The organism is Streptomyces sp. NPDC111507, assembly GCF_055638955.1.
Genome location: NZ_JBVKBU010000003.1, coordinates 637,943 through 657,379, shown reverse-complemented (window position 1 = coordinate 657,379; position 19,437 = coordinate 637,943). Strand labels below are relative to the sequence as shown.

Annotated in this window: 18 protein-coding genes; 3 read left to right on the top strand and 15 right to left on the bottom strand. The window is 70.8% G+C overall.

Annotated features, from left to right (window positions below; translation table 11 throughout):
- Positions 1-98 precede the first annotated feature (98 nt).
- From ACZ7M2_RS15565 to ACZ7M2_RS15545, 5 genes are all read right to left on the bottom strand, one after another.
- Positions 99-1,055 carry an AAA family ATPase gene (locus tag ACZ7M2_RS15565; RefSeq protein ID WP_352044662.1) on the bottom strand — a complete coding sequence of 319 codons (957 nt, stop codon included), beginning with the start codon at positions 1,053-1,055 and terminating at the stop codon, positions 99-101.
- Positions 1,052-3,271 (bottom strand): VMAP-C domain-containing protein, encoded by a 2,220-nt coding sequence (locus ACZ7M2_RS15560; RefSeq protein ID WP_471595680.1) that lies wholly within the window; start codon positions 3,269-3,271, stop codon positions 1,052-1,054. Before ACZ7M2_RS15560 ends, ACZ7M2_RS15565 begins: the two co-directional genes overlap by 4 nt.
- On the bottom strand, positions 3,268-3,654 hold the full coding sequence (locus ACZ7M2_RS15555; protein ID WP_471595679.1) for a CU044_2847 family protein: 387 nt from the start codon (positions 3,652-3,654) through the stop codon (positions 3,268-3,270). The genes ACZ7M2_RS15560 and ACZ7M2_RS15555 overlap by 4 nt, the downstream gene beginning before the upstream one ends.
- Positions 3,655-3,724: 70 nt before the next feature.
- Entirely contained in the window at positions 3,725-4,216 is a 492-nt protein-coding gene (locus ACZ7M2_RS15550) for an NUDIX domain-containing protein (RefSeq protein ID WP_471595678.1), read from the bottom strand.
- A 146-nt stretch (positions 4,217-4,362) separates the two neighbouring features.
- The gene (locus ACZ7M2_RS15545) at positions 4,363-5,520 is read right to left on the bottom strand and encodes an ADP-ribosylglycohydrolase family protein (RefSeq protein WP_471595677.1); all 1,158 of its coding nucleotides are present in this window, start codon (positions 5,518-5,520) and stop codon (positions 4,363-4,365) included.
- A gap of 199 nt (positions 5,521-5,719) precedes the next feature.
- Between ACZ7M2_RS15545 and ACZ7M2_RS15540 the strand changes: the two genes are divergently transcribed.
- Positions 5,720-6,838, top strand: a complete 1,119-nt coding sequence (locus ACZ7M2_RS15540) for a glycerate kinase (RefSeq protein ID WP_471596027.1) — start codon at positions 5,720-5,722, stop codon at positions 6,836-6,838.
- Positions 6,839-6,938: 100 nt separating this feature from the next.
- Here ACZ7M2_RS15540 and pssA read toward each other — a convergent pair whose 3' ends face one another.
- The 8 genes from pssA to ACZ7M2_RS15500 form a co-directional block, all read right to left on the bottom strand.
- The gene (gene pssA / locus ACZ7M2_RS15535) at positions 6,939-7,757 is read right to left on the bottom strand and encodes a CDP-diacylglycerol--serine O-phosphatidyltransferase (RefSeq protein ID WP_355314172.1); all 819 of its coding nucleotides are present in this window, start codon (positions 7,755-7,757) and stop codon (positions 6,939-6,941) included.
- Positions 7,758-7,779: 22 nt separating this feature from the next.
- Complete coding sequence (locus ACZ7M2_RS15530; protein WP_352044666.1) at positions 7,780-8,436, bottom strand: phosphatidylserine decarboxylase; 657 nt, start codon at positions 8,434-8,436, stop codon at positions 7,780-7,782.
- A gap of 180 nt (positions 8,437-8,616) precedes the next feature.
- On the bottom strand, positions 8,617-9,822 hold the full coding sequence (locus tag ACZ7M2_RS15525) for an acyl-CoA dehydrogenase family protein (protein WP_054230299.1): 1,206 nt from the start codon (positions 9,820-9,822) through the stop codon (positions 8,617-8,619).
- Positions 9,823-9,824: 2 nt separating this feature from the next.
- Positions 9,825-10,337 (bottom strand): MaoC family dehydratase, encoded by a 513-nt coding sequence (locus ACZ7M2_RS15520; protein WP_352044667.1) that lies wholly within the window; start codon positions 10,335-10,337, stop codon positions 9,825-9,827.
- Positions 10,338-10,342: 5 nt separating this feature from the next.
- Positions 10,343-11,308, bottom strand: a complete 966-nt coding sequence (locus ACZ7M2_RS15515) for an HpcH/HpaI aldolase/citrate lyase family protein (protein ID WP_471595676.1) — start codon at positions 11,306-11,308, stop codon at positions 10,343-10,345.
- Positions 11,305-13,353 carry a protein meaA gene (locus tag ACZ7M2_RS15510; protein ID WP_403690906.1) on the bottom strand — a complete coding sequence of 683 codons (2,049 nt, stop codon included), beginning with the start codon at positions 13,351-13,353 and terminating at the stop codon, positions 11,305-11,307. The genes ACZ7M2_RS15515 and ACZ7M2_RS15510 overlap by 4 nt, the downstream gene beginning before the upstream one ends.
- A 9-nt stretch (positions 13,354-13,362) precedes the next feature.
- A complete protein-coding gene (ccrA, locus tag ACZ7M2_RS15505; RefSeq protein WP_471596026.1) occupies positions 13,363-14,700 on the bottom strand; it encodes a crotonyl-CoA carboxylase/reductase in 1,338 nt (445 codons plus the stop codon).
- Between the two features lie 700 nt (positions 14,701-15,400).
- A complete protein-coding gene (locus tag ACZ7M2_RS15500; RefSeq protein ID WP_471595675.1) occupies positions 15,401-15,667 on the bottom strand; it encodes a helix-turn-helix domain-containing protein in 267 nt (88 codons plus the stop codon).
- Between ACZ7M2_RS15500 and ACZ7M2_RS15495 the strand changes: the two genes are divergently transcribed.
- Together ACZ7M2_RS15495 and ACZ7M2_RS15490 are read left to right on the top strand one after the other, a co-directional pair.
- Positions 15,666-15,875, top strand: coding sequence for a hypothetical protein (locus ACZ7M2_RS15495; protein WP_471595674.1), 210 nt, complete (start codon positions 15,666-15,668; stop codon positions 15,873-15,875). The two genes, ACZ7M2_RS15500 and ACZ7M2_RS15495, sit on opposite strands and share 2 nt — an antisense overlap.
- Before the next feature lie 15 nt (positions 15,876-15,890).
- Entirely contained in the window at positions 15,891-16,388 is a 498-nt protein-coding gene (locus ACZ7M2_RS15490) for an NAD(P)/FAD-dependent oxidoreductase (RefSeq protein WP_471596025.1), read from the top strand.
- Positions 16,389-16,439: 51 nt separating this feature from the next.
- Here the strand turns inward: ACZ7M2_RS15490 and ACZ7M2_RS15485 are convergent, their stop codons facing one another.
- On the bottom strand, positions 16,440-17,252 hold the full coding sequence (locus ACZ7M2_RS15485) for a TetR family transcriptional regulator (RefSeq protein WP_352044672.1): 813 nt from the start codon (positions 17,250-17,252) through the stop codon (positions 16,440-16,442).
- 136 nt (positions 17,253-17,388) lie between these two features.
- On the bottom strand, positions 17,389-19,194 hold the full coding sequence (locus ACZ7M2_RS15480) for a 3-hydroxyacyl-CoA dehydrogenase family protein (protein ID WP_352044673.1): 1,806 nt from the start codon (positions 19,192-19,194) through the stop codon (positions 17,389-17,391).
- Positions 19,195-19,437: the final 243 nt, after the last annotated feature.

Here is a 19,437-nt window from a genome sequence, read left to right as displayed (position 1 = left end):
TCGGCGGGGCACCCGGACCGTCCGGGCCGCCCGGACCGCCGCCGGCGTCACGCGGGTTCCCCCCGTCGCCCCCGTCGCCCCCGTCGCCCCCGCGCACGCTAGACCATCCCGCCCAGGCGGTGGAGTACGGCGTCCAGCAGCCCTTCGGCGTCCAGATCGACTCCGCCCTTGCGCAGGAACACGGCGTTGAGCAGCTGGTCGGTGGCGAGTTCGCCCGGTGCCCTGCGGTTGAGGAAGGCGTGCAGCAGGTCGTCCACGTCGGACAGCGCGTCCTCACCGAGATGCGCGGCGACGATGTCCCGCAGCCGGGCCTCGTCCGGGTCCGGCAGATCGAGCCGTACGCAGCGGCGCATGAAGGCCGGCGGGAAGTCCCGTTCGCCGTTGCTGGTGATCACCACGACGGGGAACTCCCGGCAGCGCACCACCCCGCGCGTCACGGTGACCCGCTCGCCGCCCGAGCCATGGGTCAGCACCGGCACCTCGGACTGGGTCTCCGGCAGCCGGGACAGCTCGGGGATCTCGAACTCACCCTCCTCGAACACGGTCAGCAGATCGTTCGGGAGGTCGACGTCACCCTTGTCGAGCTCGTCCACGAGCAGCAGCCGCGGCCGGTCGCGCGGCACCAGGGCGGTACCGAGCGGCCCGAGCCGCACATAGGTGCCGATGTCGGGCTCGGGGTCCCCGCGCTCCTGGCGCAGATGCGTCTCACGCAGCCTGCCGATCGCGTCGTAGCCGTACAGAGCGTCCTTGAGGACGGAGCGGCTGTTGACGGGCCATTGGAGCACCGGTCCGAGGGACAGCTCGTGCGCGATGGCGTGCGCCAACGAGGACTTGCCGGTGCCGGGGTGCCCGGTGACGAGCAGCGGGCGGCGCAGATGGAGGGCGGCGCTGACCACGTCCGCCTCCGTGCGCCCGATCAGATAGGGACGGTGCCGTGGGCGGCCGCCCGGTCCGTCGACGAACTGTCGCCAGGGCGGCGCCTCGGGGAATTCCACCTCACGGGCCACGCGGTCACCGAGGAACAGCCGCCACCCGTCCTGCGTCTGCTGGTTCATCCTGTCCGCTCCGTTCCTTCCGAGGGATCGGCGAGCTGGAGTTCGTCGGGCAGCGGCAGCTCGATGTCCTCCCACACCAGCGCGGGACGCGCGGGCACCGCCCGGTCCGCGTAGGCGCGGACCCTGAAGTGCCGTACGCGCTCCGGGAGTCCGTCCACGGGACCGTGTGGTGCGAGGGTGTCGAGCGGGGCGCAGTCGTCCGGACCGGGGGCGGCCCGGTCCCAGAGCACGACCGGCACCCCCATCACCAGGCACACGGGCAGCAACTCGCCGCGGTGCTCGGTGCTTCCGTGCACAAGGACGCGCGCGGTGTCCCGATGGGTTGTCTTCAGCAGCCCGATGAGTCCCGCCCGGCCGCCGATCCTGTGGTCCGCGAGGAGGGTGTCGCTCTGGTGACGGGCGTTCCAACGCCGCTTCAGATCGGCGGGTCCGGTGCGCGAGCGCCGCCGGATCTTCGGGCAGCGCAGCACGAGGTGGAAGTCCTCGCCGAGCCGCGCGGAGATGTACTCCTCGGCGCCCGCCCCGTCCCACTCGTCGAGCGCGAGCTCCAGCGCGTCCGGCGGCACCGACACGGCGACCAGCACGACCCCGTCCCCAGCGCCCTCCGCGCCCCCGGCCACCTCCCGGATCAGCCGGGCGATCTCCCGTCCGGTGCGCGGCCGGTCGGACTCCGAGGCGGCGCGCGCCGGGGTGCCGTCGGGGCGCAGCCGCCACACCGAGCAGCGGTAGTGGTCGGCCGGGTCCTTGGCGTACCGGTCCAGCTCCACCAGGACCCGTACACCGGCCGGCGCGGACCGCCGGGACCAGCGGTCCGCGTCACCGCGCCGCTCCTGCAGCGCCGAGGAGTGAATGCCCAGGCGGGCGGCGACCCGGGAGCTCCACTCCCGCAACGCCTGCCGGGCCAGATCGCCGGACGTCTCCGCCGCCACGTACTCGACGACCCGCAGCAGCGCGGGCAGCCGGGGCGACTCGTCGGGCACGGGCGACCCGTCCCCGTACCAGCCCTCCAGTTCGTGGACGACCGCGGGCACGGCCGGCGGTGCCAGGCGGGCCGCCTGTAGCGACCGCGGCAGGTCCACGTAGGGCAGCGCGGCGGTCGCGGCCCGCGGCAGCAGGCCCGGATCGTGCTCGGTGAGATGCTCCAACTTGACGACCAACGCACGGTGTTCGGCCACCGACAGCAGCCGCGCGGCCTCCGTCAGCCGGCCCAGGGCGAGCAGCCGGTCGAGCTCGGCCCGGCCGCGCGGATCGTCCGCCACCTTGGGCGCGAGCGACTCGGCGAGCGTGGGCAGCGCCCGCTCCGTGCCGCTGAGCAGATGGGCGAGCTCCTCCACGGTCGGCGCGCTCCCGTCGCCCGGGGCCCGCAGCGCGAGCTGGGCGGCGAGCACGGTGGCGTGGTCGGCGCGCGCCCGTGGGTCGCCCAGCAGGCTGTGCAGCGGGCCGACCATCATGTCGCGCACCGATTCGGCCTCGGCGAGGGTCGCGGCCGACCGTTCCCGGCTGCCGTTCACCTGCTCGGGTGCCGCCCCGACCCGGGCCAGCTCCCGCAGGACCGACTGCCAGCCGAGCCCCCAGCTGCGCCGCAGCGTGTGCTGGGCCGAGAGCATCCCGTCGGGCGAGGTGATCCGCCCCACGACCAGGCCGACGGCCGCCCGGTCGGTCACCGACCAGAGGGGCCCGCCGCTGTAGCCCTCGTCGACCGCCGCGCCGGACAACTGTCCGTCGAGATAACAGATCCGGCCGTCGTACGCCCCCACCCGCGCGTCGGCGTAGGAGAACGGCTGTCCGCCGCCGTACCAGGCCCGCACCTGCTGACCGCGCTCCATCTCCAGCCAGCGCAGCGGGCTCACGGGCGGGGGAGGCGCCTCGTCGAGTTCGAGGACGGCCAGATCGCCGTCCCACTCCAGGGAGCCGTCGGCGACCGGGCCGTACTGCGGGGACCGCGGCGGTATCCAGGCGACCAGCCGGGCCTGGTGCAGATCCGCGGCGGACAGCACAGGGAAGGCCACGTCGAGGGTGACCTCCCCCGGGTTGTGCGGGCTGAGGCCCCGCAGCCCGAGCGCCAGGTTGATGACATGCGCACAGGTCAGCAGCCTGCGGCCGGAGAGGTAGACACCCGCCCCCGCGGTTCGGCCGCGATCGCTGGACAGGACGCGCACCAGCGCGCCGCGGGCGTCGCCGGACGACGGGTCGTCCGGCGATCCGAACCAGGTCACGGCTCCGTCCGGCGGGGCAGCTGCCAGGTCGCCGAAATGGTCATGCTGGCCTGGCCGTTGACCCCGACGATGCCGATCTTCAGGTCCTGCCCGATCTGGATGCCGAAGTCGACGGAGATCTCGTGCGGCGGATCGGGTATCCCGCGGATCGCGTCGTGCACCTGCTGCAGTACGGGCCCCAGCGGGCTCAGCACACTGCGCAGACCGTCCGTCGCCAGCGACGCGACCCGCGCGCCACGCCCGACCGGGACCACCCCGGAAATGCCGCCGGGCAGATCGGCGTCGACGGCCGGGGCCGCCGACGCCTCCCCCGCGGCCGCGAGCTCGAGCCGGACGTGGGCCCCGTCGTCGAGGGCGAACTCCATGTAGTCATAGTGCGGCACACGGGCATTGTGCCGATCAATGCCCCGTGAAGGTAGCGAAGTTGACGAATCCGCCGTAGCCGATGGGCGATTAGCCCACCCGGTGGCCGTTCTCCAGCTCCGCGGTTCCGCCGCCCTCCGTCAGGACGTCCAGCGCGGCGAGGACCCGGCGGCCGAGTGCGCCCGGCAGATACTCGGCCAGCTCCTCCCGCGGCACCAGCCGCCACGACAGCAGTTCCTCCTCCTGCAACCGGATCGCCTTGAGCTCCCGCTCGCCGAGGACTCCGCCGTCGTACAGGTAGGCGACCAGCGGGGGGCGCGCCGTCCCGCGCACCCAGTCGACCGCGAGCAGCGGACCGAGTGCGATGTCGAGCCCGATCTCCTCGGCGGTCTCGCGGCGCGCGCCCTGGCGCGGGGTCTCCCCGTCGTCCGACTCGACGGTGCCACCCGGAAGGGCCCAGCCCTCACGGTAGTTCGGCTCTACGAGCAGCACCCGGCCGTCACCGTCACGGAAGAGCGCGGCGGCACCGGCGAGGACACGGGGGAGGCCCGCGATGTACGTGGCGAAGTCTGGAGTGGTCATCCCCGAAGCGTAACGAGCCTGCGCGGCCCCTCTCCGGACGTGCTGCCGGCGACGGGGATCACGGCGGACGTGTTCGAAACGGCCCCGACACCTGTCGGCCAGGACAGGCCCTGGACGTCGGGACCGGCACCGCAACGCCCCTCGGCCTAGGCTTCGCCCCCTGTCTCCGCTCCAGTCTCCGCCTCTGCCTCCACCTCCGTCCCTGTCCCCGTCTCCACCTCCGTCCCCGTCTCCGTCTCCGGCGCCGTCAGCGCGAGCGTCCGCGCGGCGAGCTCACTGATCCGTACGCCGTCGAAGCCGAACACCGCGCTGCGTACGGTGTCCTCCAGCGGGTCCTTCCACTGCGCGGGGATGGCCCCGGCCCCGCACAGGACCCCGGCCACCGAGCCCGCCGTCGCGCCGTTCGAATCGGTGTCCAGGCCGCCGCGGACGGTCAGCGTGATGGTCCGGGTGAAGTCGCCGTCGCCGTAGAGCAGCCCGGCTGTGAGGACGGCGGCGTTCGGGATCGTGTGGATCCAGCCGAGCCCCGCGGTTTCCTCGGACACCGTGGTGAGCGTGTCCTCCCAGGTCATCCGGGTCTCGTGCAGCGTGAGCACCCGGCGTACGGTGCGGGCGAGGCGGCTGCTCGCGGGAATGACGGTCAATGCCGTGTCCAGTGCATGGCGGACGGTGGGCGCGGTGAACGCGGCCGAGACGAGCGCCGCCGCCCACATCGCCCCGTACACGCCGTTGCCGGTGTGGGACAGCACGGCGTCCCGACGGGCGAGGGAGGCCGCCCGGCGCGGCGCACCCGGGCTGGTCCAGCCGTAGACATCGGCGCGGATCAGGGCGCCGATCCACTCCTGGTAGGGGTTGTCGTATGTCGCCGTCAGCGGCGGTTTGATGCCCTGGGCGAGGTTGCGGTACGCGGCCCGCTCCGCCGTGAACGTCTGCAGATACGGCAGCCGCAGCAGCCACAGGTCGCCGACCTGCTCGGTGCTGAAACCGAAACCGTGCGTCTCCAGCAGGTGCAGGCCCAGGATCGCGTAGTCGACGTCGTCGTCACGGCAACTGCCGTGGATGCGGCCGCGCACGCACTGCCGCCACTCGGGCCGCAGCTCGAACTCGCCGGTGTCACCGTCGGTGGCGGGCTCGGGAAGATAGTCGGTGAGCGGCAGGGCGGCGGCCTGTCGCAGATAGCGGTCGATACGGTCCCGCGTCCAGTGGTCGCCCTGCTCGACCGGCTTGCCGAGCATGTTGCCCGCGATCCGGCCCAGCCAGCCCCCGAGAACGCGGTCCGCGAGTTCGGTGCCCACAGGGGTCATAGCTCCGGTTTACCCAATTCCGGGCATGAGCGCGCGGTGTTCCACGGGCCGGTCGGGGCATGACGGCGGGGGCGTCCGCCGGTTAAGGTCGCAGCGGCGCGACTGCCTTGACGTGTGCGAGGCCGGAAAGCAAGGGGAATGCAAGGTGGCGGACTCTGCTGTGAAGACGACACGTGCGGGCACCGGGCGTGTTCCGCGGGTGCTGATCGCTGCGGACAAGTTCAAGGGGTCGCTGACCGCCGTGCAGGTCGCGGAGCGCGTCATGACCGGGCTGCGCCGCGTCGTGCCGGGTGTCGAGGTCGAGGCGCTGCCCGTGGCCGACGGCGGCGACGGGACCGTGGACGCGGCGGTCGCGGCCGGGTTCGAGCGGCGGGAGGTGCGGGTCGCCGGCCCGCTGGGCGACGAGCTCACCGCCGCCTTCGCGCTGCGCGGCGACACCGCGGTGGTGGAGATGGCGGAGGCGAGCGGATTGCAGCGGCTGCCCGCCGGGGTGTTCGCGCCGCTGACGTCGTCCACGTACGGGTCCGGGGAGCTCCTGCGGGCCGCGCTGGACGCCGGGGCCCGGACGATCGTGTTCGGTGTGGGCGGCAGCGCGACGACGGACGGCGGGGCGGGGATGCTGTCCGCGCTCGGGGCGCGGTTCGTGGACGCGGAGGGGGAGCCGGTGGCTCCCGGCGGTGCGGCGCTGAGTGCCGTGGCGACCGCGGACCTGTCCGGCCTTGACCCCCGGCTGTCCTCCGTGGACTTCGTCCTCGCCAGCGACGTGGACAACCCACTCACCGGGCCCAAGGGCGCGCCCGCCGTGTACGGCCCCCAGAAGGGGGCGAGCCCCGACGACGTGGAGATCCTGGACGCGGCCCTCGGACACTTCGCCGCGGTTCTGGAGAAGTCGATCGGGTCCAGCGCCACGGAGTACGCCGCGGCGCCGGGGGCGGGAGCCGCGGGTGGCATCGGCTACGGCGCGCTGGTCCTGGGCGCCCGGTTCCGTCCCGGTATCGAGGTGATGCTCGACGTCCTCGGCTTCGCGCCCGCGCTGGAGAGGGCCACCCTGGTGATCACCGGTGAGGGGTCCCTCGACGAACAGACCCTCCACGGCAAGGCTCCGGCGGGGGTGGCCGCGGCCGCCCGTGCCGCGGGCAAGGAGGTCGTCGCGGTGTGCGGGCGCCTGGCACTGCGCCCGGAGGCGCTCGGCAGGGCCGGCATCCGGCGCGCGTACCCCCTCACGGAGGTCGAGCCCGACATCGCGCGATGCATCTCCGACGCGGGGCCGATCCTGGAGACGGTGGCCCAGAACATCGCCCGTGACTTCCTGACCTGACCTGGCCCGTCCCAGGGACTACGAGGTACGACGAGGTACGACGAAGGGGCCCGAAACCGGTTGTCCGGTTCGGGCCCCTTCGGGCGTGTACCAGGAAAAGCTACGGCAGCTGCGCCGCCCGTGCCTCACGCCGGTTGTCGCGGAAGTTGTTCACCCGCCGAGCCGTCGCGAACAGCGGAATCACCGCACCCATCACGAGCTGCAGCGCACAGCCGGTCTGGAGCAGGAGCTGACCGCTGGGGGCGTCGAAGGCCCACGCCGCCAGCAGACCCATGGACAGGACGATCCAGGAGAGCATCGCCACCGCGAGGCGGCCCCGCGGCTTCGGGTACTCCACCCGGCTCACCATCAGCCACGCCGTGCCGAGGATCGCCATCAGCGTCGCCGCGAAGGGCAGCTCCAGGAGCACGATCGAGACGACCGTCAGCGCTCCGAACGGCGACGGCATGCCCTGGAACGTGCCGTCCTTCACCGTGACACAGGAGAAGCGGGCGAGGCGGAGGACGACCGCGAGCAACACCACGATCGCGCCGAGCGCCGCCATTCTCTGGTGCGCGTCGTCCGCGACCATGCCGTAGACGAGGACGAAGTACGCGGGCGCCAGACCGAAGCTGATCAGGTCCGACAGGTTGTCCAGTTCCGCGCCCATGGGGGAGGAGCGCAGTTTGCGGGCGACGAGGCCGTCGAAGAGGTCGAAGACCGCGGCGCAGAGCATCAGGATGACGGCCGTGGCGGCGCTGTGGCGCGCCATGCCCGATTCCTGGCTGCCGGTGAGGTGCGGGATCAGAATGCCCGTGGTGGTGAAGTACACCGCCATGAAGCCGCACGTGGCGTTGCCGAGGGTGAGGGTGTCCGCTATTGAGAGGCGGAGAGAGAGGGGCATCTCCTCCTCGTCGTCCACCTCGTCGGCCTCCGGCACCCAGCCGGCCTGAGTCTCAGGATCAATCACGGTCAATTCGAGTCACCCCAGCCACGGTCTTCTGACCGACTTCCACATCGACCTCGACACCCTCGGGGAGGTAGATGTCGACGCGCGAGCCGAAGCGGATGAGACCGATCCGGTCGCCCTGCTCGACCTTCGTACCTTGCGGGATATAAGGAACGATACGGCGGGCGACCGCGCCGGCGATCTGGATCATCTCGATGTCACCGAGTTCGGTGTCGAAATGCCAGACGACGCGTTCGTTGTTCTCGCTCTCCTTGTTGAACGCCGGAACGAACCCACCGGGGATGTGCTCGACCGAGGTCACCGTGCCGGAGAGCGGCGCGCGGTTGACGTGGACGTTCAGAGGACTCATGAAGATCGCGACGCGGGTGCGTCCGTCCTTCCACGGCATGATGCTCTGCACCACACCGTCGGCGGGCGAGATGACCCGGCCCGGGGCGATCTCGCGCTCGGGGTCGCGGAAGAACCACAGCATGCCCGCCGCGAGCGCGGTGGCGGGTACGGCCACGGCCTTGGCGGCGCCGGAGCGGCGTGCCTTGGCCAGACTGAGTGCTGCGGTGGCGACGGTCGGGAGAAGCCACGGCGATGCTCCGCGCGCAAGGCGTACGCCGACCAGGCTGTCGCGAGGTGCAGAGGTTTGGCTGTGGGGCATGGATGACCTTCGTAGCGGATGATGCCGCGCTGGAACGGGGGACGGCGGCTTTCCCGGGATCGTACCGGGCGTGGGCCGCAACTGGGCAAGCCAGGAAGCCGAGTCGGCGGCCGAAGAGTGTTGACGGGGTGTGATCTTCTTCTCGAAGAAAACACCCCGTACCAGGACATCCAACCCTGCTTAACCCTGGAGTCGATACTCTTCGAGCAGTCGGCGCCCGATGATCATTTTCTGGATTTCGGCGGTACCTTCGCCGATCAGCAGCATCGGTGCCTCGCGGTAGAGGCGCTCGATCTCGTACTCCTTGGAGAAACCGTAGCCGCCGTGGATCCGGAAGGCGTCCTCGACCACTTCCTTGCAGTATTCGGAGGCGAGGTACTTCGCCATCCCTGCCTCGAGGTCGTTTCGTTCCCCGGAGTCCTTTTTGCGGGCCGCGTTCACCATCATCGCATGGGCCGCTTCGACCTTGGTGGCCATCTCGGCCAGCTTGAACTGGATGGCCTGGTGCTGCGCGATCGGCTTGCCGAAAGTGTGACGCTGCTGGGCATACGAGACACCCAGCTCGAACGCACGCTGTGCGACACCGCAACCACGTGCCGCCACGTTGACGCGGCCGACCTCGACTCCGTCCATCATTTGGTAAAACCCTCGGCCAGTGGTGCCGCCGAGTACCCGATTGGCCGGAACGCGCAGTCCGTCCATGATGAGCTCGGTGGTGTCGACGCCCTTGTAGCCCATTTTGTCGATCTTCCCGGGAATGGTGAGGCCGGGGCGGACCTCTCCGAAGCCGGGCTCCTTCTCGACCAGGAAGGTCGTCATCGACTTGTGGGGCGCGGTGCCCTCCGGGTGTCCTTCGTCACTTCGTACGAGCACGGCCACCAGGTTCGACGAGCCGCCGTTCGTCAGCCACATCTTCTGACCGTTCAGGACGTACTCGTCGCCGTCCCTGACCGCCTTCGAGGTGATCGCGGAGACATCCGAGCCGAGGGCCGGCTCCGACATCGAGAACGCGCCGCGCACCTCGCCCAGTGCCATCCGGGGCAGGAAGTGGTCCTTCTGCTCCTGCGTGCCGTGCTGCTTGAGCATGTACGCCACGATGAAGTGCGTGTTGATGATGCCGGAGACCGACATCCAGCCGCGGGCGATCTCCTCGACGCAGAGCGCGTAGGTGAGGAGGGACTCGCCCAGGCCCCCGTACTCCTCGGGAATCATCAGGCCGAACAGGCCCAGTTCCTTGAGGCCGTCGACGATCTGCTGGGGGTACTCGTCGCGGTGCTCCAGCTCGGTCGCGACCGGGATGATCTCCTTGTCCACGAAGTCGCGGACGGTGGAGAGGATCTCCTGCTGGACGTCGGTGAGACCGGCGGTCTGGGCGAGTCGCGCCATGGCTACTTCTCCTGCTGCTTGAGTTCCGGACGGCCGGGCTGCTCGCCCCCGCGCTCCTTGATGTACGTCTCGGTCGGCACCATGACCTTGCGGCGGAACACGCACACCAGCGTGCCGTCCTGCTTGTAGCCCTTGGTCTCGACGTAGACGATCCCGCGGTCGCTCTTCGACTTCGAGGGTGTCTTGTCGAGGACCGTGGTCTCGCCGTAGATCGTGTCGCCGTGGAAGGTGGGCGCCACGTGCTTCAGCGACTCGATCTCCAGGTTGGCGATCGCCTTCCCGGAGACGTCCGGGACGGACATGCCGAGCAGCAGCGAGTAGATGTAGTTGCCCACGACGACGTTCCTGCCGAAGTCCGTCGTCCGCTCCGCATAGTTCGTGTCCATGTGGAGGGGGTGGTGGTTCATGGTCAGGAGACAGAAGAGGTGGTCGTCGTACTCCGTGACCGTTTTCCCGGGCCAGTGCTTGTAGACCGCGCCGACCTCGAACTCCTCGTACGTGCGTCCGAACTGCATGGTGCTCAGGCCTCCGGGGCTTCGAACTTGGACGTGCGCTGCATGCCGGCCGCCCGGCCCTTGCCCGAGATGACCAGGGCCATCTTGCGGCTGGCCTCGTCGATCATCTCGTCGCCGAGCATCGCGGAGCCCTTCTTGCCGCCCGCCTCGGACGTGTAGTACTCGTACGCGTCGAGGATGAGCTCGGCGTGGTCGAAGTCCTCCTGGGAGGGCGAGAAGATCTCGTTGGCCGCGGCGACCTGGTCCGGGTGCAGCACCCACTTGCCGTCGAAGCCCAGGGCGGCGGCACGCCGGGCGACCTCGCGGTAGCCCTCCTGGTTGCGGATCTGGAGGTAGGGGCCGTCGATCGCCTGGAGGTCGTGCATACGGGCGGCCATCAGGATGCGCATCAGGATGTAGTGGTACGCGTCCGCCGGGTAGCCCGGCGGCTGCTCGCCCACGACCAGCGACTTCATGTTGATGGAGGCCATGAAGTCGGCCGGGCCGAAGATGATGGTCTCTACGCGCGGTGAGGCCCCGGCGATCTCGTCGACGTTGACGAGCCCCTTCGCGTTCTCGATCTGCGCCTCGATGCCGATCTTGCCGACCTCGAAGCCCATCGTCTTCTCGATCTGCGTCAGCAGCAGGTCGAGCGCGACGACCTGCTGGGCGTCCTGGACCTTCGGCAGCATGATGCAGTCGAGGTTCTGGCCCGCGCCCTCGACGACCGTGACGACATCGCGGTACGTCCAATGCGTCGTCCAGTCGTTCACCCGCACGACCCGCGTCTTGCCGGTCCAGTCGCCCTCGTTCAGGAACTTCACGATGGTGTGCCGCGCCTCGGGCTTGGCGAGCGGGGCGCACGCGTCCTCCAGGTCCAGGAAGACCTGGTCCGCGGGGAGGCCCTGGGCCTTCTCCAGGAAGCGGGGGTTCGAGCCGGGCACGGCCAGGCAGGAACGCCGCGGGCGAAGGCGGTTGACGGGCGTGGTCATGCGGGGACCTCCAGGGGGTCGAGCTTGTTCGCTTTCCGGATCTCGTCGACGATACGGCCGATGATTCCGGTGATGTCGAAGTCCTTCGGTGTGAATACCGCGGCGACTCCCGCGGCGCGCAGCAGTTCGGCGTCGGCGTTCGGGATGATCCCGCCGGCGATCACCGGGATGTCGGCCGCGCCGGCCTCGCGCAGCCGCTCCAGCACGTCCGGCACCAACTGGGCGTGCGAGCCGGACAGGATGGACAGGCCGACGCCGTGCACGTCCTCGGCGACAGCCGCGTCCACTATCTGTTCGGGCGTGAGCCGGATGCCCTGGTAGACCACCTCGAACCCGGCGTCGCGGGCGCGCACGGCGATCTGCTCGGCGCCATTGGAGTGCCCGTCCAGGCCCGGCTTGCCCACCAGGAAGCGGAGCTTGCCGACGCCGAGTTCGCGGGCGGTCTCCTCGACCTTGCGGCGCACCAGCGCCAGCGCGGTGCCCTCCTCGGCAGTGACCGCGACGGGCGCGGACGAGACGCCGGTCGGGGCGCGGAACTCGCCGAACACCTCGCGCAGGGCCTCGGACCACTCGCCGGTCGTGACCCCGGCGCGGGCGCACTCCAGGGTGGCCTCCATGAGGTTGTCGGTGCCCTTGGCCGCCTCCTTCAGCCGCTCCAGCGCCTTGCAGGGGCGCGGGTGGTTGAACGGCGGCTGATAGCGCGTGTCGCGCCACTGCTGGAGCGCGGCGACGACACGGGCCTCGACGGCCGGGTCGACGGTCTGGATCGCCGCGTCCAGGTCGGCGGTGAGCGGGTTCGGCTCGGTCGACTCGAAGATGTTGACGCCGACGATCTTCTCGGTGCCACCCTCGATCCGGGCCCGGCGCTCGGCGTGCGAGGAGACGAGCTGCGACTTCAGATAGCCCGACTCGACGGCGGCCATCGCCCCGCCCATCTCGTCGATCCGGTCCATCTCGGCGAGCGACTCCTCGACGAGCGCCGCGACCTTCGCCTCGATGACGTGCGAGCCCTCGAAGATGTCCTCGTACTCCAGCAGGTCGCTCTCGTGCGCCAGCACCTGCTGGATGCGCAGCGACCACTGCTGGTCCCAGGGCCGGGGCAGCCCCAGCGCCTCGTTCCAGGCGGGCAGCTGCACGGCACGCGCGCGTGCGTCCTTCGACAGCGTCACGGCCAGCATCTCGAGGACGATCCGCTGGACGTTGTTCTCCGGCTGCGCCTCGGTCAGACCGAGCGAGTTGACCTGTACGCCGTAGCGGAAACGCCGCTGCTTGGCGTCCTGGATGCCGTACCGCTCGCGCGTGACCTGGTCCCAGATCCGCCCGAACGCGCGCATCTTGCACATCTCCTCGATGAACCGGACGCCCGCGTTCACGAAGAAGGAGATACGGGCGACGACGTCACCGAACTTCTCGGCGGGCACCTGCCCCGAGTCGCGGACGGCGTCCAGCACGGCGATGGCCGTCGACATCGCGTACGCGATCTCCTGGACGGGGGTCGCGCCCGCCTCCTGGAGGTGGTAGGAGCAGATGTTGATCGGGTTCCACTTGGGGATGTGGGAGACCGTGTACGCGATCATGTCCGTCGTCAGCCGGAGTGAGGGCACCGGCGGAAAGACATGCGTACCCCGCGACAGGTACTCCTTGACGATGTCGTTCTGCGTCGTCCCCTGGAGCTTGGTGATGTCGGCGCCCTGCTCCTCGGCGACGACCTGGTAGAGCGCCAGCAGCCACATGGCGGTGGCGTTGATGGTCATCGAGGTGTTCATCTGCTCCAGGGGGATGTCCTGGAACAGCCGGCGCATGTCACCGAGGTGCGAGACCGGCACCCCGACCCGGCCGACCTCGCCGCGGGCGAGGATGTGGTCGGGGTCGTACCCGGTCTGCGTGGGCAGGTCGAAGGCCACGGACAGACCCGTCTGCCCCTTGGCGAGGTTGCGCCGGTACAACTCGTTGGACGCCTCGGCGGTGGAGTGACCGGCGTAGGTCCGCATGAGCCACGGCCGGTCCTTCTCCCGCCGTCCAGCGGCGTTCTGACGCTCAGTCATCTCGGGACCTCAGACGTTCCGGAAGCGGTTGATGGCGTCGATGTGCTGGGCGCGCTTCTCCTCGTCGCGCACGCCCAGGCCCTCGCGGGGCGCCAGCGCGAGCACGCCGACCTTGCCCTGGTGGAGGTTGCGGTGGACGTCGTACGCGGCCTGCCCGGTCTCCTCCAGGGAGTACACCTTGGAGAGCGTCGGGTGGATCTTGCCCTTGGCGACCAGCCGGTTGGCCTCCCAGGCCTCGCGGTAGTTGGCGAAGTGCGAGCCGATGATGCGCTTCAGCGACATCCACAGGTAGCGGTTGTCGTACTCGTGGTTGTAGCCCGAGGTGGAGGCGCAGGTGACGATGGTGCCGCCCTTGCGGGTGACGTAGACGGAGGCGCCGAAGGTCTCGCGGCCCGGGTGCTCGAAGACGATGTCGACGTCCTCGCCGCCCGTCAGCTCACGGATGCGCTTGCCGAACCGCTTCCACTCCTTCGGGTCCTGGTTGTGCTCGTCCTTCCAGAACTTGAAGCCCTCGGCGTTGCGGTCGATGATCGCCTCGGCGCCCATCGACCGGCAGATGTCCGCCTTCTGGTCGCTGCTGACGACGCAGATGGGGTTGGCGCCACCGGCGAGCGCGAACTGCGTCGCGTACGAGCCGAGCCCGCCGCTCGCGCCCCAGATGAGGACGTTGTCGCCCTGCTTCATGCCGGCGCCGTTCCTCGACACGAGCTGCCGGTACGCGGTGGAGTTCACGAGCCCGGGAGCGGCGGCCTCCTCCCACGACAGGTGGTCGGGCTTGGGCATCAGCTGGTTGGACTTGACGAGGGCTATCTCGGCGAGGCCGCCGAAGTTGGTCTCGAAGCCCCAGATGCGCTGCTCGGGGTCGAGCATCGTGTCGTTGTGCCCGTCGCTGGACTCCAGCTCGACGGACAGACAGTGCGCGACGACCTCGTCACCGGGCTTCCAGGCGTTGACGCCGGGGCCGGTGCGCAGGACGACGCCCGCGAGGTCGGAACCGATGATGTGGTACGGCAGGTCGTGGCGCTTGGTGAGCTCGCTGAGCTTGCCGTAGCGCTCCAGGAAGCCGAAGGTCGCCATCGGCTCGAAGATCGAGGTCCAGACCGAGTTGTAGTTGACGGAGGAGGCCATCACGGCCACCAGGGCCTCGCCCGGGCCGAGCTCCGGCACCGGCACGTCGTCCAGGTGGATCGACTTGCGGGGGTCCTTGTCGCGGGTGGTGAGCCCCGCGAACATCTCCGTCTCGTCCTTGTGCACGGTGATCGCGCGGTACGACTCGGGGAGCGGAAGAGCGGCGAAGTCGGCAGACGTGGCGGTCTGCGACTGAATCGCGTCCAGGATGTCCTTCACGATGTTGCCTCCGGCGATGAGTGTCTTGAGGGAAGACACTTGAGGGTTACGTCGGTGCTGCTGGGAGTGAGGGGTGTGCCGTCGGTTCGGCGGAGGGGTGGTGCGGTGGCAGCGCCGGGTTGGCGCAAAAGGTTGCCTGTGACGCAGGCGTCCGGGCGCGCTCGCCGTGGCTTGCGGGGACAGCCGGCGTACGAAAGGTCTCTGCACGCCGGCCGCCCGGACAACATCAACGTATGGCACGGCGTGTCACCGTGCAAGGCACGGAGTGCCATGAGTTTCGCTCAGGTGAAATCTTTACGTAACACGTGAGCGATGATCGATCAGATCGACCGATGATCGATCAAAACGCACTGGTCAGGGGCGGTATGGAGGGGCCGGTGCGGGGGCCGGAGGCGCGGGTCGGTGGGCCGCTTCGGAGAACACCTGGTGTCTGTGGCACGGCGTGAGGGTTCCGGTGTGGGGGGCGCGTGCGGGGGCGGCGTCGAGCTGGGCCGGCGTCGCGGAGGGCCGGCGAGACGTCCGGGGGGCGCCGGGCGGCGGGTGCGCCGGGCGGTCGACGACGGGGGCGCTCGGCGGCGGAGCCGGGGGTGCGGGGGACGGGAGGCGGGGGCGTACCGGCCCGAGGGACAGCACTTTTCGGCCCACGCCTCGCGGCGCCCGCCAGCCCGTCCGGCTGGGGCGGTGGCGTGTTGGGTCGGCGTCAGGGCGCGTCTGCCAGGCAGGCCAGGTACAGGGCCATCGCCGTGCGCGGGTCGCGGACGTCGCGGGTGGACAGTTCCTCGATCTCGGCCAGGCGGTACAGCAGGGTGTTCCGGTGGACGGTCGGCCGCCGTGCCGCTCCCGCCGGCTGGAACCCGCACTCCGCACAGGCGACGAGAGTCTCCCGCAGCGCCGGCCAGTCCTCGCGCTCGCGCAACCCGGACAGCAGCGCCTCCGCGTACCGGGCGCGTTCCTGGCGTACGGCCATGGCGACCAGGTGCGGCACCCGCGACTCGGCGACGGCGAAGACCCGCCGTTCCGGCTCCAGCCGGGGCCCGGACGGTCCGCAGGGCCGGCGCCGCGTCCCGGTACGAGCCGTGCATCCCGGGAACGTCCCGGCCGGGCTCGCCGACGCCGACCCACCCGTCCAGACCGTGCCGCGCCTCGAGCAGTTCGGTCAACTCCGCGCACCGTAGCGGGAGTTCGGCCGGATCCCGGGGCGCCCCGGGCAGCACCGCGTAGCGCCCCGCGGCGATCTCACCGGCCACGTCCTGCCCGCCGCCGAACACCTCCCGTACCGTCCGCAGCATCCCGGTCGAGCGGATTCGAGAGCCCGAGGGAAGGTGAGGGTCGCGGGCACGATGGAGTTCGACCGGGACCCCGACCGCTTCCGCCAGTCCCGCGTGGACGCGATCGTGGTGGCGGCCCGCCCCTGTCTGCCGGAGGCGGACTGGGACCACAGGGAGCAGGAGTGGACGGGCCCGCGCCCCATGACCACGGACGGCCTGCCCCTGATCGGCCCGCTCCCCGGGCACCCGGGGGTGGTCCTGGCGACCGGCCACAACATGCTCGGGCTGATGCCGACCCCGGCGACGGGACGCCTGGTGACGGGACTCCTGACGGGAAAGCCGGACGACTCCCTGACCCCCGGATTCGCCCCCGGCCGAGCCGTCAGGAGGGGACTCGGCCCGTCCGCCGGGCGCGCGTGAGTCCGGGCGGGACCGCGCCTGCGGCGCCGGAAGCCCCCCTCGCCCCGCGTTCTACGACCGCTCCCGCAGCGCCTGCTCGATGGTCCGCATGACCTGGTCCAACGGCGCGTCGACCCTGGCCACGGTCACCAGGACGTCGCCCTCGGTGAAGGCGGACGCCGGCGCCGTACGGGGCGTGGTCTCCCGCCCGGCCCCGATCCCCGTCCCGAAGGTCTTGCGGACGATGGAGAAGGCGTGGTCCAGCTGCGCCTCGACGTCGCCTTGTCCCCCCGCCCGCAGCCAGCGCCGCAGGACGTGGTTGTGGGCCGTGACCACGGCGGACGCGGCGACCTCCGCGAGCAGCGGATCGTCGTTGGCGTCGTCGTCGTGCGCGTGCTCGTCGAAGTGGCCCAGGAGATAGCGGGTGAAGAGCCGCTCGTAGCGGGCCACGGAGGCGATCTCGGCCTCCCGGAGCGTGGGTACCTCGCGGGTCAGTTTGTAGCGTGAGACGGAGATCTCGGGCTGCGCCGCGTACATCGTCATGACTTCCTTGATGCCGCGGCACACCGTGTCGAGCGGGTGCTCGTGCGCCGGAGCCGCGTTGAGGACCGCCTCCGCGCGGATCAGGGTGTCGTCGTGATCGGGGAAGATCGCCTCTTCCTTGGAGCGGAAGTGGCGGAAGAACGTGCGGCGGGCCACCCCGGCCCGGGCCGCGATCTCGTCGACGGTGGTCGCCTCGTACCCCTTGGTCGCGAACAGCTCCATGGCCGCGGCCGCCAGTTCTCGGCGCATCTTGAGCCGTTGGGCGGCGGCGCGACTGCCCGCGGCGCTCTCCGGAGCGTCGGGCGTGGCTGGTGTACGTGAGGACTTGGCGGGCTGGGGCATGACCCGAACGTACTGCATGTGCGCAGGGGAAAGCGCATGTCCGGGGAACCCCCCGCCCTCGACGGGCGGGGGGCTCCCGGCCGGGCCGAGCAGTCCGCCCCAGTCGGCGGTGTCGGCCAGCCGGTCGCCGGGACGCTCAGCGGCGGGCATATTCGCGGAAGCCGCGGCCCGTCTTGCGGCCGAGGCAGCCCGCGGCCACCAGATGCTCCAGGAGCGGCGCGGGAGCGAGACCCGGGTCGCGGAACTCGCGGTGCAGCACCTTCTCGATGGCGAGCGAGACGTCCAGACCGACGACGTCGAGGAGTTCGAACGGCCCCATCGGGTAACCGCCGCCGAGCTTCATCGCGGCGTCGATGTCGTCGAGGGTGGCGTAGTGCTCCTGGACCATCTTGATCGCGTTGTTCAGGTACGGGAAGAGCAGCGCGTTCACGATGAAACCGGCCCGGTCCCCGCAGTCCACCGGGTGCTTGCGGACCTTCCCGCACAGCTCGCGGACCGTGGCGTGCACGTCGTCCGCGGTCAGGACGGTCCGGACCACCTCGACCAGCTTCATCGCCGGGGCCGGGTTGAAGAAGTGCATGCCGATCACGTCCTGGGGGCGTGAGGTGGCACGGGCGCAGGCGACGACGGGCAGCGAGGAGGTGGTCGTGGCGAGGATCGCGCCGGGCTTGCAGACCTTGTCGAACACCCCGAACAGCTGCTGCTTGACCTCCAGGTCCTCGGCCACCGCCTCCAGGGCGAGATCGACGTCGGCGAAGGCGTCGTACGAGCCCGCCGGGACGATCAGGTCCAGGGTGCTCGCGGCGGCCTCGGCGGTCATCCGGCCCTTGTCGACCGAGCGGGCCAGGGACTTGCCGATGCGGGCCTTCGCGGCCTGTGCCTTCTCCTCGGTGCGGGCGGCGAGGACGACCTCGTACCCGGCCTTCGCGAAGACCTCGGCGATGCCGGAGGCCATGGTCCCCGAGCCCGCGACGCCGACGGAGCGGACCGTGCGGCCGGGCACCTCGGGGCCGCCGGAGAGAGGGGTCAGCGCGTCCCGCACGACCGTCGCGCTGCCGGGCGCCTCGTAGGAGTAGAAGCCGCGCCCCGACTTGCGGCCGGTCAGGCCCGCCTCGCTGAGCTGCTTGAGGATGGGCGCGGGGGCGTGCAGCCGGTCGCGGGACTCGGCGTACATGGCCTCCAGGACCGTCCGCGCGGTGTCGACGCCGATCAGGTCGAGCAGCGCGAGCGGGCCCATGGGCAGCCCGCAGCCGAGCTTCATCGCGGCGTCGATGTCCTCGCGGGAGGCGTACTTGGCCTCGTACATCGCGGCGGCCTGGTTGAGGTAGCCGAACAGCAGCCCGTCGGCGACGAAGCCGGGGCGGTCGCCGACCGCGACGGGCTCCTTGCCGAGGTCGAGCGCGAGGTTGGTGACCGCGGAGACGGCCGCGGGCGCGGTGAGCACCGAGGAGACGACCTCGACCAGCTTCATCGCGGGCGCCGGGTTGAAGAAGTGCAGGCCGAGGACGCGCTCGGGGCGGGCCGAGTCGGCGGCCAGACGCGTCACCGAGAGGGCGTTGGTGCCGGTGGCCAGGATGGTGTCCGGACGCACGATGCCGTCCAGCGCCCGGAAGACCTGCTGCTTGATGTCGTACGACTCCGGGGTCACCTCGATGACCAGATCGGCGTCGGCGGCGGCCGCGAGGTCGGTGAAGGTGCGGAAGCGGGGCAGGGCGTCGGCGCGGTCCTGCTCACTGAGGCGCTCGCGTCGCACGGCGCGGGCGGTGGAGGCTTCGAGGGCGGAGACGGCCTGGGCAGCCGCCGCCTCGCTGATGTCGATGCCGATGACCTCGCGGCCGGCCCGGACGAGGACCTCGGCGATGCCGGTGCCCATCGTGCCGAGGCCGACGACGGCAACGGTCTTGATGGGGGACAGAGGGGTGTCGGACAGGGGAGTTGCCATCGCGGGACTCCAGGAAGAGGGTGACGACTGAGGAGCGCACGCAGGTACGCCCAGGAGGCGCACGGAGTGCGGAGAGTGCGGGTGTTGCCGGGCTGACGAGCGCACACGCCCGGTGCCGTCCAGAGGGGGGTGCCCGCGAGGGCGCACCCAGGGAACGGTGAAGCCGACCGGCCCTGTCCCGGAGCCGTGTCGTACTGAGGTACCTGAGGTACCGAACCGACTGCTCTCACGGTGGCTGCGTCA

Coding starts and splice junctions, on each gene's coding strand:
- ACZ7M2_RS15565 (WP_352044662.1), bottom strand. CDS start 1,055: ATGAACCAGCAGACGCAGGACGGGTGGCGGCTGTTCCTCGGTGACCGC.
- ACZ7M2_RS15550 (WP_471595678.1), bottom strand. CDS start 4,216: ATGACCACTCCAGACTTCGCCACGTACATCGCGGGCCTCCCCCGTGTC.
- ACZ7M2_RS15545 (WP_471595677.1), bottom strand. CDS start 5,520: ATGACCCCTGTGGGCACCGAACTCGCGGACCGCGTTCTCGGGGGCTGG.
- ACZ7M2_RS15530 (WP_352044666.1), bottom strand. CDS start 8,436: ATGCCCCACAGCCAAACCTCTGCACCTCGCGACAGCCTGGTCGGCGTA.
- ACZ7M2_RS15525 (WP_054230299.1), bottom strand. CDS start 9,822: ATGGCGCGACTCGCCCAGACCGCCGGTCTCACCGACGTCCAGCAGGAG.
- ACZ7M2_RS15520 (WP_352044667.1), bottom strand. CDS start 10,337: ATGCAGTTCGGACGCACGTACGAGGAGTTCGAGGTCGGCGCGGTCTAC.
- ACZ7M2_RS15515 (WP_471595676.1), bottom strand. CDS start 11,308: ATGACCACGCCCGTCAACCGCCTTCGCCCGCGGCGTTCCTGCCTGGCC.
- ACZ7M2_RS15510 (WP_403690906.1), bottom strand. CDS start 13,353: ATGACTGAGCGTCAGAACGCCGCTGGACGGCGGGAGAAGGACCGGCCG.
- ACZ7M2_RS15495 (WP_471595674.1), top strand. CDS start 15,666: ATGGCGACCAGGTGCGGCACCCGCGACTCGGCGACGGCGAAGACCCGC.
- ACZ7M2_RS15500 (WP_471595675.1), bottom strand. CDS start 15,667: ATGGCCGTACGCCAGGAACGCGCCCGGTACGCGGAGGCGCTGCTGTCC.
- ACZ7M2_RS15485 (WP_352044672.1), bottom strand. CDS start 17,252: ATGCCCCAGCCCGCCAAGTCCTCACGTACACCAGCCACGCCCGACGCT.
- ACZ7M2_RS15480 (WP_352044673.1), bottom strand. CDS start 19,194: ATGGCAACTCCCCTGTCCGACACCCCTCTGTCCCCCATCAAGACCGTT.